General features: G+C 63.0%; 15 protein-coding genes. 11 read left to right on the plus strand and 4 right to left on the minus strand.

All coding sequences use genetic code 11. The annotated features are described in order from the left end of the window. Positions 1-19: 19 nt before the first annotated feature. Positions 20-862, plus strand: a complete 843-nt coding sequence (locus KG698_RS05740) for a DMT family transporter (protein ID WP_300983009.1) — start codon at positions 20-22, stop codon at positions 860-862. A 126-nt stretch (positions 863-988) separates the two neighbouring features. After that, positions 989-1,597, plus strand: coding sequence for a GcrA family cell cycle regulator (locus KG698_RS05745; RefSeq protein ID WP_213684591.1), 609 nt, complete (start codon positions 989-991; stop codon positions 1,595-1,597). A gap of 81 nt (positions 1,598-1,678) precedes the next feature. Here the strand turns inward: KG698_RS05745 and KG698_RS05750 are convergent, their stop codons facing one another. Continuing rightward, positions 1,679-3,646 (minus strand): AsmA family protein, encoded by a 1,968-nt coding sequence (locus KG698_RS05750; protein WP_213684592.1) that lies wholly within the window; start codon positions 3,644-3,646, stop codon positions 1,679-1,681. Between the two features lie 109 nt (positions 3,647-3,755). Here KG698_RS05750 and rimO point away from each other — a divergent pair, with 109 nt between their 5' ends. Continuing rightward, positions 3,756-5,123: a 30S ribosomal protein S12 methylthiotransferase RimO gene (gene rimO / locus KG698_RS05755; RefSeq protein WP_213684593.1), complete on the plus strand. Its 1,368-nt coding sequence runs from the start codon at positions 3,756-3,758 to the stop codon at positions 5,121-5,123. Between the two features lie 3 nt (positions 5,124-5,126). Here the strand turns inward: rimO and KG698_RS05760 are convergent, their stop codons facing one another. Both KG698_RS05760 and KG698_RS05765 read right to left on the minus strand, forming a co-directional pair. Further along, positions 5,127-5,390: a DUF6455 family protein gene (locus KG698_RS05760; RefSeq protein ID WP_300982951.1), complete on the minus strand. Its 264-nt coding sequence runs from the start codon at positions 5,388-5,390 to the stop codon at positions 5,127-5,129. Positions 5,391-5,466: 76 nt separating this feature from the next. Next, positions 5,467-6,171: a M48 family metallopeptidase gene (locus KG698_RS05765; RefSeq protein ID WP_213684594.1), complete on the minus strand. Its 705-nt coding sequence runs from the start codon at positions 6,169-6,171 to the stop codon at positions 5,467-5,469. Between the two features lie 122 nt (positions 6,172-6,293). Here KG698_RS05765 and KG698_RS05770 point away from each other — a divergent pair, with 122 nt between their 5' ends. From KG698_RS05770 to KG698_RS05795, 6 genes are all read left to right on the plus strand, one after another. Then, positions 6,294-6,686, plus strand: a complete 393-nt coding sequence (locus tag KG698_RS05770) for a thiol-disulfide oxidoreductase DCC family protein (RefSeq protein WP_213684595.1) — start codon at positions 6,294-6,296, stop codon at positions 6,684-6,686. A gap of 9 nt (positions 6,687-6,695) precedes the next feature. Beyond that, positions 6,696-6,932 carry a hypothetical protein gene (locus KG698_RS05775; protein WP_213684596.1) on the plus strand — a complete coding sequence of 79 codons (237 nt, stop codon included), beginning with the start codon at positions 6,696-6,698 and terminating at the stop codon, positions 6,930-6,932. A 72-nt stretch (positions 6,933-7,004) separates the two neighbouring features. Further along, a complete protein-coding gene (locus tag KG698_RS05780; protein WP_213684597.1) occupies positions 7,005-8,111 on the plus strand; it encodes a class II histone deacetylase in 1,107 nt (368 codons plus the stop codon). A 67-nt stretch (positions 8,112-8,178) separates the two neighbouring features. After that, positions 8,179-8,883, plus strand: a complete 705-nt coding sequence (locus tag KG698_RS05785) for a CoA transferase subunit A (RefSeq protein ID WP_213684598.1) — start codon at positions 8,179-8,181, stop codon at positions 8,881-8,883. Then, complete coding sequence (locus KG698_RS05790; protein WP_213684599.1) at positions 8,883-9,509, plus strand: 3-oxoacid CoA-transferase subunit B; 627 nt, start codon at positions 8,883-8,885, stop codon at positions 9,507-9,509. The genes KG698_RS05785 and KG698_RS05790 overlap by 1 nt, the downstream gene beginning before the upstream one ends. Continuing rightward, on the plus strand, positions 9,502-9,888 hold the full coding sequence (locus KG698_RS05795; protein ID WP_300982952.1) for an acyl-CoA thioesterase: 387 nt from the start codon (positions 9,502-9,504) through the stop codon (positions 9,886-9,888). The genes KG698_RS05790 and KG698_RS05795 overlap by 8 nt, the downstream gene beginning before the upstream one ends. Before the next feature lie 7 nt (positions 9,889-9,895). Here the strand turns inward: KG698_RS05795 and KG698_RS05800 are convergent, their stop codons facing one another. Continuing rightward, entirely contained in the window at positions 9,896-10,732 is an 837-nt protein-coding gene (locus tag KG698_RS05800; RefSeq protein ID WP_213684600.1) for a lytic transglycosylase domain-containing protein, read from the minus strand. A gap of 657 nt (positions 10,733-11,389) precedes the next feature. Here KG698_RS05800 and KG698_RS05805 point away from each other — a divergent pair. After that, entirely contained in the window at positions 11,390-11,614 is a 225-nt protein-coding gene (locus tag KG698_RS05805; RefSeq protein WP_213684601.1) for a hypothetical protein, read from the plus strand. A 235-nt stretch (positions 11,615-11,849) separates the two neighbouring features. Next, the gene (gene cpaB / locus KG698_RS05810; protein WP_213684602.1) at positions 11,850-12,680 is read left to right on the plus strand and encodes a Flp pilus assembly protein CpaB; all 831 of its coding nucleotides are present in this window, start codon (positions 11,850-11,852) and stop codon (positions 12,678-12,680) included. Positions 12,681-12,717: the final 37 nt, after the last annotated feature.

Here is a 12,717-nt window from a genome sequence, read left to right on the forward strand (position 1 = left end):
GGGCCGGGCAATCGCGTTGATGATCTGCGCCACGGCGCTTTTGGCAGGCACCACCTTGATCGCCAAGGCGCTTGGCACCGATGCGCTGGGGCCACCCCTGCACCCGCTTCAGGTCAGTTTCGGACGCTTTCTCTTTGCATGGGTCGTGATCGCGGCCACGGTCGCGGCTTTGCGCCCGCACATCAGCAAACCCGATGTCAAAACCCATGTGATCCGCACCTTTTGCGGCTGGGCTGGTGTCACCTTGATGTTCGCTGCTGCCGCCACCATCCCGCTCTCGGATGCAACCGCGATCTCGTTTCTCAACCCGGTTCTGGCGATGATCCTCGCCATCCCGCTTTTGGGTGAGCGTGTGGGCCGCTGGCGTTGGCTGGCCGCGGCCATCGCCCTGACCGGTGCGATGATCTTGATCCGCCCCGGTAGCGCGGTGATGCAGACCGGCGCGCTTTTGGCGCTTGGCGCGGCCTGTGCGCTGGGGTTGGAATTGATCTTTATGAAGCGGCTCTCAGGCCGCGAGCGCCCGGCCCAGATCTTGTTGTTCAATAACTCCATCGGCCTTGTGATCGCCGCTTGCGCGGTCATCTGGGTCTGGCAGCCGCCCACGGGGGCGCAATGGGCGGGCATGATCGCGCTTGGCTGCGTCATGGCCTGCGCGCAGGTGTTCTTCATCAATGCCTTGGCGCGCGCCGATGCCAGCTTCATCACACCGTTTTCCTACCTGACGCTGGTCTTTGCGGCGGTCTATGACGGGGTGATCTTCGGCGTCATTCCCACCGCGGTCAGCCTGCTGGGCGCGCTGACCATCATCGGCGGCGCGGCGCTTTTGGCTTGGCGCGAGGCCGTGCATCGGCGCAAGCGATAAGGCTTGGCCTTGCGCCCAACCATAGCCCCCGGATAGAATGGGGCTTCAATTCCGGTCAAGACCCCGTCATATGAGGTGGTCTTGGGCCGCGCTGCTTGAATTCGGCCCCCAGATCAGGAGACGGGCATGTCCTGGACCGACGAACGCGTCGAGACGCTGAAAAAGATGTGGGGCGAGGGCCAGTCGGCCAGCCAGATCGCCAAGGAACTTGGCGGTGTCACCCGCAATGCGGTCATCGGCAAGGTGCATCGCCTTGGCCTGTCCAATCGCACGGGCGGTGGTGGCACAACGCCTGCCCCGCAAGCCAAACCCGCACCCGAGCCGGAACTGCGCCAAGCGCCCAAGCCCGCCCGCAAGGACGAGCCGAAAGCCGCACCCGCACAGCCCGAGCGCGCGCCTGCTTTCGTCAGCGACGATCCACCGCCGTCACGCCCCAGCAATGTCACACCGCTGCGCAAGCCCATCGTGCCTGCGGGCCAACCCCTGCCGCCCCAGCCCTCGGCCAATGAAATCAGCCCTGAGGCACTGGCCAAGGTCCACGAGGTCGAGAAAACCGCCAAGCGCATCAGCTTGATGGAACTGACCGAACGCACTTGCAAATGGCCCATCGGCGATCCGGCGACGCAAGATTTCTATTTCTGCGGCCTGCCCGTGCAGCAAGGCAAACCCTATTGCGAGGCGCATGTTGGCGTGGCCTTCCAACCCATGTCGGCCCGCCGCGACCGCCGCCGCTAGGCCAGCATAGATCGCGGGGGCGGCCATTTGGGCTAAAACGATGCAACAAACCGTAGGCCGGGCTTCAGCCCGGCCATTTGTTTAATTCCCCCGCCCCAAAAGCCGCAAGAGTTGCTGTTCAGCCTCATCGCGCAGGCGTTGTTCCAGCGCGTCCCGCGCATCTTGGACGGTGTCGCCTTGCTGCAATTGGGTGCCAAGCGCCTCATTGGCGCGCGCGCGCGCTTCGGCCTCCAGACGGTCGACCTCGGCATCGATCCGCGCCTGCGCCTCGGCCTCCAGCCGCGCGCGTTCCACGGCAAGCTCTTGTTGCGCAAGGTATTCTAAATCAAGCCGAATTGACGGCCCCGACCAAGGTCCACGGATCAGCACGGGTACCCGGATCGCGCCATTGTCACCGCTTTGGGCGATGGCTGGAATCATCCTGTAATCAAGGCTTTGGCCGCCCAAATCCACACGCCCTGCCCCGGTCGCCCCACCCCATCCGGCGGCAAGCGTCAGATCGTCATTGGCCAAGACACCGTCGGCGATGGTAAAGCTGGCCCTAGCACTGTCATAGACCGTCCGCGCCCCCGCCCCTTGCAGGCTGGTATCGCGGTTACGGATCATCGCCGCCAGATCGATCCCCCGCAAAGCACCTGCCCCAAGGCGCAATTCCCCCTCGCCCGACAGCCCGGCCATGATGCTGGCCATGTCATTGCCTACGCCCAGAAAACGCAGCCTCCCGGCACCTGTCCCTTCCAGCCGCTCAAAGCCCGCAAAATCGCGCAGCATCGGCAAAAGCGCGATATCGCTTGCGCTTAGATCCCCCCCCACCGACAGCCCGCCGCGCCCATTGACCACGAATTGCCCGCTCACCGCCCCGCCATAGGCCGCGAGGCGCGCGATATCGAGAACCAGCCGCCCCCGCGTCAGCGTCGCGGTCAGATCGACGGGGCCAAGGGCGATATCGCCAAGGCCCAGCGCACCAAGCCGCAGCGCGATCTCGGCATCGGTGGCAAAAAGCCCGCTCACATCGATGGGCACGCGCGACCAGCCTTGGCCGCCCGTAGCGCTGTCATCGCCGCCGGGCAGTGTCAGCGCATCAGCCGTGACCGTGCCACGGATCATCGGACGCTCTGCGCCTTGGGTCAGGTCAAGCGCCAAAGCAAAGCCGGTCTGATCAAGCTGCAACCGCCCATCGCGCAGATGCGCGCTACCCTCATCACTCAGCGCGACTTGCCCCGATAGCGCCACGCGCTGCCGCCCGAATCCTTGTGGCAAATCAGGCATCGCGACACCAGCAAGCCCCGCCAGCGGTGTCAGATCGCTGGCATCCAACGACAGTTGCCCACTGAAAACCGGGCTCAACCCAAGCTGGCCATCAAACCGCGCCGTGCCGCCCGCCCATTCCAAACCGAGCGCGCCATCGCTTAACCGACCCGCCATCAGATCGGACAGGGCAGCAAGATCAAACGAGAATGCCATCGGCACGCCCTGCGCCGTGGCGCGCCCTGCAAGGCTGAGCGCCCCATCGCGCGGCAAGGTCAAGCGCGCGTCAATGGCCGTGATCTCAAACCGCTCCCCGGCCTGCGCATCGATATAGCGCAAGCTGCCGTCGGTGATCTCGGCCATCGCGATGGCGATCGCGGGTGCGATGCTTTGCGTGCCAGCACCGGGCGCGGTGCTGGCCGCCATCTCCCAACTGGCGCGGCCATCGGCGGCGCGCACCAGCGTGATCTGGGGGGCGATCAGCGTGATCTCGTCGATCTGCGGGGTGCCATCCAAGATCGCGGTCCATGGCAGGCGGACAGACAGCGCCGTGGCGCTTAGCATCGGCCCCTCGCTGACCCAATCGGGGTTGGCCACGCCCACCCCTTCGGCACGCACGCCCAGATGCGGCCAAAAGATGGGCTGCACAGCACCCGAGATTGTCACCGCACGCCCAAGGCTTTGGCCAAGCTGTGCAGCGGCCAAGCCCGCGATCCGTTCAGCCGGCACCATCAGCAATGCCACGACGCCCAAGACGGCGAGGGTGACGAAGACCCCCAGCAATCGAATAATCCAACGCATGCGCAAACCCCTTACCATTGCCGCTAACCTAACGCGCCGCGCGCGGCTTGTGCAGCCGTTTTCCGGCATACCCTTCCCCTTTGCGCCGCGTCACGCTATCTGCGCGGGCATGAGCCAGAACCCACCCGAGTTGCGCCCCGATCTTGCGCGCGCCCATGTGCCCGATGTCGCCCGCCCCGGACAGCCCCGGATCGGGATGGTCAGCCTGGGCTGCCCCAAGGCGCTGGTCGATAGCGAGCGGATCCTGACGCGGCTCAGGGCCGAGGGTTATGCCATCTCGCCTGATTACGCAGGCGCGGATGCGGTGATCGTGAATACCTGCGGATTTCTCGATTCGGCCAAGGTCGAAAGCCTTGATGCCATCGGCGAGGCGCTGCGCGAAAATGGCCGGGTGATCGTCACCGGATGTCTTGGGGCGGAGCCTGAATATATCACCGGCGCGCATCCATCAGTCTTGGCCGTGACCGGGCCGCATCAGTATGAACAGGTTTTGGATGCAGTTCATAACGCCGTGCCGCCGTCGCCCGATCCGTTCATCGACCTCTTGCCGCCCGGTGGCGTGAAGCTGACGCCGCGCCATTACAGCTACCTCAAGATTTCCGAGGGCTGCGATCACAAGTGCAAATTCTGCATCATCCCCGATATGCGTGGCCGCCTTCAGTCGCGCCCCGCCAAGGCCGTGCTGCGCGAGGCCGAAAAGCTGGTCGCGGCCGGTGTGCGCGAATTGCTGGTCATTTCTCAAGACACATCCGCCTATGGCACAGACTGGAAAGGGCGCGAGAGCAAGTTTCCGATTCTCGATCTATCCAGAGACTTGTCCACATTGGGTGCTTGGGTTCGCTTGCACTATGTCTACCCCTACCCGCATGTGCGTGAATTGATCCCGCTGATGGCCGATCCGGCCAACGGGCTCTTGCCCTATCTCGACATTCCGTTCCAGCACGCCCATCCCGAAACGCTCAAGCGCATGGCGCGACCGGCTGCTGCCTCGCGCACGCTCGATGAAATCGCCGCATGGCGGCGCGATTGTCCGGATATCACGCTGCGCTCAACCTTTATCGTGGGCTATCCCGGCGAGACGGAAGATGAGTTCCAGACGCTTCTCGATTGGTTGGATGAGGCACAGCTCGACCGGGTGGGCTGTTTCAAATACGAAAACGTCGCAGGCGCGCGCTCGAACGTGCTGCCGGGTCACGTTCCCGAAGAGGTCAAGCAAGACCGCTGGGACCGCTTCATGCAAAAGGCGCAAGCCATTTCCGAGGCCAAGCTTGCGGCAAAGATCGGGCAAACCATGATGGTGCTGGTCGATGCGGTCGATGAAGATGGTGCCACCTGCCGCACCATGGCGGATGCGCCCGAGATCGACGGCAACCTGTTCATCGACGAAGGCTTTGACGGGCTTGCCCCCGGCGACATGGTCACGGTCGTGGTCGAAGAGGCGGGCGAATACGATCTTTGGGGCCGGGTAGCCGGATAGGTTCTATTCGGCGGCCAAACGGTGCAAGATATCGGCGTTACGGCAATAATCCGGCCCGGTCTCGGCCTTGGCGTTGCGCGCCAGCCAATGGGCGCATCCGCTGGGCTTGGCGCATCCCGTGCAGGCCAAAAGCATGTCTTCGCGCGCCTCTGGCGGCAGCACGCCGCGCAATTCGGCGCGGTCTAGATCAGCACCAAGCGTTTCGGCCATCTGGTGCATCAGCGCGGCATGGCGCGCGCGGGTCTTGTCACCAAGCATCTGTCGCATCCCTGTTTGGTCCCGCAAGGGACGATCCATGATGGCAACAGGTTACGCGCAGCGCGCATTCGCACCTTGACCTAGATCAAGCCCCCGGTACGCGACCGGCCACGGTGCGGCGCACCGTCTCGATCCGCTGGGCATTAGGCGGATGGGTGGCAAGGAAACTGCGCGCGGGGTCGGGGATGCGGGTGAAGAATTCCGCACCGCGCAACGGGTCATAACCTGCGCGCGCGGCGATGACGGTGCCGATGGCGTCAGCCTCGAGCTCGGCCTGCCGCCCGTATTGGCGCGAGGCGACGACAGCGCCGACTTGGGCGACACCGCCCAAAGCTGCCTCGTTGATCCCGCCTGCCCGCGCGAGGGTGGTCAAGATTTGCGCGCCCAGATCGGCGCTGGCCTGCACCCGCGGCAAGTGACGCCCGATATGGTGGCCCGCCTCGTGGCCCATGACAAAGGCCAATTCATCCGCATTGGCCGCCACCGCGATCAAGCCGATGGTAAAGATGATCGCGGGCTGGCCGTTATCATCTATGGTATGAAAAGCGTTCACACCGCTTTGCGGATCGCGGTCCACATAGATGGCGAAATCGCACAGCTGGTCGGGGGTTTGCTCGCGACAGACTTGCTCGGCCACGGGTTCGACCCGGTCGATCACCTCGCGGAAATTGATCACCGCTTGTTCGGGGCTGATGGTCGGGCTTTGCACCGGGGGGGCGGCAGGCTGCGTTGTCGGAACACAGGCGCCAAGCGCCACGACACTGGCCAAGATCAAAGCAAAGCTGCGCATCGGCATCCCCATAATTCCGGCCGCTAGGGTAATCGGACCGCGCGCGGCGTAAAGCCCCGATCACGCGCTTGTGGTCGGGGCGCGCGCTTGACGCGGAGGACGGTCGCGATAGCTGGCAGGTCATGGAACAAACCCGCATCCTTTACAACGACCGCTGCCCGATCTGCAGGGCCGAGATTGCGCATTACCGCGCGCGCGCCGCAGCATCAGGTGCGCCCTTGCTGTTCGAGGATCTCAACACCGCCGATCTGGGTGGGTGGCAACTTAGCCCCGATCAAGCCAAGCGGCGCATGCATGCAGCGCTCCCCGATGGGCGGATCATCAGCGGCATTCCCGCCTTTGCCGCGATCTGGGCAGCACTGCCCGGCATGGGCTGGATGGCGCGTCTGGTGATGCTTCCGGGTCTGCGCCATATCGCCGATCTGGCCTATAACCGCCTTGCCGCCCCTTGGCTTTACCACCGGCAATTGCGGCGCGAGGCGCGGTGTCTTGCACCGAAAGATGCGCAGCCCTAGGCTGGCTTCATGTTTACAATCGAGCATGATTTCGACGCCACGATCATCACCCTTGTCGACGAGGGCGAGGATAGCCAGCCCTTGCTCGAAGATATCGCCATCGCCGCTTTCGCCGAATGCGTGACGCTGACCCAGTATGATGCGCGCAATGACCGCGAACAGGTGGTGACATTGTCCATGGCGCAGCTGCGCGATCTGGCGGCGGCGCTGAACCTGCCCGAAGGGGTCTATCGGCTGGAGCGCTAAGGCGCGCCATTGTGATGGACAGCCGCCCAAGCGCGCCGCAATATCGGCGTGGGGGAATAGGGGACAATCACTATGCGCACGGGTTTTTTCTACAACGAGCGGTGCTTTTGGCACTCGGGGGGCAATTACAGCTTTCTGGTGCCTGTCGGTGGGCTGATGCAGCCCGCCAGCGGCGCGGGCCTGCCCGAAAACCCCGAGACCAAGCGCCGCTTTCGCAATCTGGTCGAGGTGACGGGGCTGATGGGTGAATTGGCCACGCCCAGCGCTGCCCCCGCCACGCATGAGGATATTCTGCGCATCCATCCGGCCAGCTATATCGACACATTCCGCCAGAAATGCGCCGAGGGTGGTGGCGAATTGGGCCTGCGCACACCCTTTGGCCCCGACGGCTATGAGATTGCGGCGCTGTCCGCCGGGCTGACCAAGGCGGCGCTGTTCGATGTGCTGCAAGGCAGGCTTGATAATGCCTATGCGCTATCGCGCCCACCGGGCCATCACTGCTTGCCCGACTTTCCCAATGGGTTTTGCCTTTTGAACAACATCGCCATCGCGCTTGAGGCGGCGCGGGCGGCGGGGCTGGCCAATCGCATCGCGGTGATCGATTGGGATGTGCATCACGGCAACGGGACCGAAGCCATCTATTACGAGCGCGCCGATACGCTGACCATCTCGATCCATCAAGAACGCAACTATCCCCGCGACAGTGGCGATTTCGAAGATCGCGGCGCAGGTGCAGGCGCGGGCTTCAACCTCAATATCCCTCTGCCACCCGGCGGTGGGCATAGCACATATCTCGAAGCTTTCGAGCGGCTGGTGATCCCCCAGCTTTACGCCTTTCAGCCCGATGCCATCGTGGTCGCTTGCGGCTTTGATGCCTCGGGCGTCGATCCCTTGGGGCGGATGATGGCGGGATCGGACACCTTCCGCGCGATGACCGCCATGGTGATGGAGGCGGCCGCCGATCTGTGCGAGGGACGTTTGATGCTGACCCATGAGGGCGGCTATTCCGAGGCGCATGTTCCCTTTTGCGGCCATGCCGTTTTGGAAACGCTTTCAGGTAGCGACATCCGCGCGCCTGACCCGCTGAAAGACCGGATCGACGGCCAACAGCCCGGCCCCCGCTTCGAGGCCTATTGCGCAACGCTTCTCGCCGAGATGGAAGCAGCACTGGATCACTGAGCGCCGCGTTGACTTCGCCGCATTGCGGCGGCAGGGTGCGCGCGACAGGTTTTCGGAGGGTATCCGCATGAAAAAGATCTATGGTTCGGCCAAGGAAGCGCTGGATGGCGTGCTGTTTGACGGCATGTTGATCGCGGCGGGCGGCTTTGGCCTGTGCGGCATCCCCGAGCTTTTGATCGACGGGATCGTCGCGGCGGGCACCAAGGATCTGACCGTCGCCTCGAACAACGCGGGCGTCGATGATTTCGGTCTGGGCAAGCTTTTGGCCACCCGGCAGATCAAGAAAATGCTCTCCTCCTATGTGGGCGAGAACGCGGAATTCATGCGCCAATACCTCAGCGGCGAGCTGGAGCTGGAGTTTAACCCCCAAGGCACGCTGGCCGAGCGCATGCGCGCAGGCGGCGCGGGCATTCCCGGTTTCTACACCAAGACGGGCGTCGGCACCGTGATTGCCGAGGGCAAGGAAGTGAAAACCTTCGACGGGCAGGATTACATCCTTGAGCGCGGGATTTTCGCGGATATTTCCATCGTCAAGGCGTGGAAGGCCGACGCGACGGGCAACGCCGTCTTCCGCAAGACCGCGCGCAACTTCAACCCGCCCGCCGCCATGTGCGGGCGCATCTGCATCATGGAAGTCGAAGAAATCGTGCCGACAGGCAGCCTCGATCCCGACACCATCCATTTGCCGGGCATCTATGTGCATCGCCTGATCCAAGGGCAGCACGAAAAGCGGATCGAGCAACGCACCGTTCGCCAGAGGGAGACAGCATAATGCCTTGGGACCGCAACCAGATGGCCGCCCGCGCGGCAAAAGAACTGCGCGACGGGATGTATGTGAACCTTGGCATCGGTATCCCGACCTTGGTGTCGAACTACATCCCCGAGGGCATCACCGTGACGCTGCAATCGGAAAACGGGATGCTGGGGATGGGGCCTTTCCCCTACGAGGGTGAGGAAGACGCCGATCTGATCAATGCGGGCAAGCAGACGATCACCGAACTGCCGCACACCGCCTATTTCGACAGCGCGACGAGCTTTGGCATGATCCGGGGCGGCAAGATCGCGATGGCGATCTTGGGCGCGATGGAAGTGTCGGAGACCGGCGATCTGGCCAATTGGATGATCCCCGGCAAGCTGGTCAAGGGCATGGGCGGCGCGATGGATCTGGTGGCGGGCGTGGGCCGCGTGGTCGTCGTGATGGATCACGCCAACAAGCATGGCGAATCGAAGGTGCTGAAATCCTGCACCCTGCCGCTGACCGGCACGGGGGTGGTCGATCTGATCATCACCAATATGGGTGTGCTCGAGGTGGTTCCCGGCGGCCTGAAGCTCTTGGAACTGGCCGATGGCGTGACCGAAGCCGAATTGCGTGCGGCAACGGAAGCCACGCTTGTCTGAACGCACACCCCAAGGCACGCTGACGCTTCAGACCGTGCCGATGCCTGCCGACACCAATTCCGGCGGCGATGTTTTTGGCGGCTGGGTCGTCAGCCAGATGGACATCGCCGCTGGCACCACCGCGATGGACCGCGCGCAGGGGCGCTGTGCGACTGTGGCGATCGAGGCGCTCAGGTTTCATGCGCCGGTCCTCGTGGGGGATCTGTTTTCCGTCTATTCCCACATCACCCGCACGGGCCGCACCTCCATCACCATGCATATCGAGGCATGGGTGCGCCGCCAGCGCACGGGCGAGCGGATGCTGGTGACAGAAGGTGATTTCACCTTTGTCGCCATCTCAGCCTCGGGCGTGACCCGGACCTTGCCACCCGAGGCTTAGGGCACGCTCACTCAACCGCCATCGGCTGAAACACGCAACCATCGGTGATCAGATCGGGCGGTGTGCGGCAAAGCCCGCGCGCCATGATCCATGTGGCCAGCACCTTGGGGACGTAATCGCGGGTCTCGGGGAAATCCGGCACACCGCCTGCGCTTCGCACCGCCCCTTCGCCTGCATTATAGCCCGCAAGGGCCAAAAGCGGATCGCCGTCGAATTCCTTGAGCAGCCAGTTGAGATAGGCGGTACCGCCTGCGATATTCTGGGCGGGATCAAAAGGATCGGCCACGCCAAAGCGTTCGGCTGTGGCGGGGATCAGCTGCATCAACCCTTGCGCGCCGGCATGGCTGACCGCATCGGCGCGACCGGCGGATTCGACGGCCATCACCGCGAGGATCAGCGCAGGCGATACCTCGGCCGTCAGGCTGGCGCGCAGAATATCGGTGCCGTGCTGGGCCACGATCTGTTGCAAGGTTGCAAGCCGTGGCACAGCGATATCCGCCGCCGTGCCAGCCGCAGCCAAGACATCAAGCGCTGTCCAAAAGCGCGCGGGATCAGGCGGCAGGTTGGCCGGGATCGCATCCCAAAACCATGCCGCAACGGGGTCTTTGGGCAAGGGCCGGTCCGGATCTTGCGGCGCAACGCGCAATGCGGCGGGCGGGTTAGCGTTACGGAAATGCTCGTCAGGGGTGATCTGGATCGTGATCCTTGCGCCGGAATGACCCGCGCCGGGGGCTGTGACAATCCTGATACCGGGGCTTGTCGGCACCTCTTGCGCCAGCAGCGGCGCAGCAAGACCCAAACACACAAAAGCCGCGCCCAAAGGGGCAAACCGTTTAAACAACATCCAACCGCCTACGCCTGAACCATGACAGCGCCATTGGGAAAATCAGGCACCAGCGCGGCTGTCTACCACAAAAACATTCCGTCATCTGCCCGCAAAACCACAGGCGAAACGCGACAAACCTCTGCTTCTAGGTTCAATGCCGATCATGGTGAGGGATGACAAAGCTCCATCCACCCCAATGCCTCTCTCGGAGGGGCAAGCCCTGAGCGTATCCAGCGACCCGCAGGATGACCAAAATGATGTAGAATTTTGTCACCGCCGAACGCGGCGCTGCGATGATGGGCCTTGGCCTTGCCAGCATCATGCGGGTGTCAAACAGGGGCCAGAACCTTGGCGGCAAGCCGCGTTGCCACCAACGGCGCAGATGACGCGCCGCGCGACGGACCCGATGCGACAGCGCATGCGCTTCGTTCATGAGCCGCGCCGCGATGGGCGCGGCCCTTTTTATTTGGCCCCCAATCCCAACTCAAACCGCACGATCATGCAAAGCCAGCCGAGAGAATCATCAGTGCCCTGCCCACAAACTTTCTTAGACAATCCGTCAAACTTTCCCTTTTGGGCCGTATTCCAGCCATTTTCAGGGGGCAAAACATGCCTATCCAAACCGGGCCATCCCCCGTTGGAACAACGCAGAAAGCAAACCTGGAGAGCTATACAATGACCGCACTGATCAAGAATTTCGTAACTTCCGAATCCGGCGCCGTGACCGTTGACTGGGTCGTTCTGACCGCTGCGATGGTGGGCCTTGGCTTTGCCACGATCGTTTTGGTGTCGAACGGCGTCGAAGATCTTACAGGCAATATCAACACAGCCTTGAGCAACACCGAGCTGCCCGGCAACCCCTTCGCCACCAATGGCGCGGCTACGGCGAACAACGACTAATCGACCTGTGCCATACATGGCATAAAAAGGGCCTCGCCTCTTGGGGGCGGGGCCCATTTACCCGTACAGCGCCGACGACAGGCAGGGGTCAAACATACACAAGCAATGCAAATCCGCGGGGATTTCATGCTTTGACCATCAAGCGCCCCCAGCTCCGCACCATACAAGGCGGTAACGCTTGTCCCGCAGAGGGGCTGACCGGCTGGCGCAACACTGGAAGCGGAAAGGACAACACATGAGACTGATTTTTGGGTTGGTACTGTTCTTGGGCATCGGCCTTGCTGGTTTTGCCGTCAAGGCCGCGATGGAGCGCTTTGGCCAATATCAGCTTGCCATTGAACAACAGAGGGCTGCCATCACACCGACGGTCGAGGTGTATGTGGCCGCTCGCCCGCTGCGCTATGGTGAGCGCCTTGTCCCCGAAGATGTAAAGGCGATCCGCTGGCCCGCCGAATTTGTGCCAAACGGAACCTTCACGACACTGGACGAGATTTTTCCCCCGAACGAAGACACGCAGCGCACCGTTCTGCGTGTCATCGAAATGCATGAGCCACTTTTGGCCAGCAAGGTGACGCGGCCCGGCGAAGATGCCGGTGTTGCCTCCCGGCTTGAGGATGGCACGCGCGCCTTCACGCTACAGATCGACGTCGTAACCGGCGTATCGGGCTTTTTGCGCACCGGCGACCGTGTCGATGTTTACTGGACCGGCACAGGCCGCGATGGAAAAAGCCTGACGCGACTGATCCGATCCGGCATTCAGATCATGGCGCTTGACCAATCCGCCAATAGCGACCGCAACAACCCGGTTATCGCGCGCACGATCACCTTTGCCGCCCTGCCCCGCGATATCGCAGCGCTGACGCAGGCACAGGCATCGGGCCGCCTGACGCTGGCACTGGTCGGTATCGATGATCAAACCCAAGTTGAAACGGTCGAGGTTTCGCTCGATGGGCTTCTTGGTGGGCGCGAAGAAGTGGCCGAAAGCTTCGAAGCACCACGCATCTGCACCGTGCGCCAGCGCAACGCCGGTGAATTGGCGGTGGTGCAGGTGCCTTGCACAAACTGAAGAAAACGCAACAGTTCACGCGGCCTAGCAGATTTTC

Source organism: Roseicyclus sp. (assembly GCF_018402035.1).
GTDB lineage: Bacteria > Pseudomonadota > Alphaproteobacteria > Rhodobacterales > Rhodobacteraceae > Roseicyclus.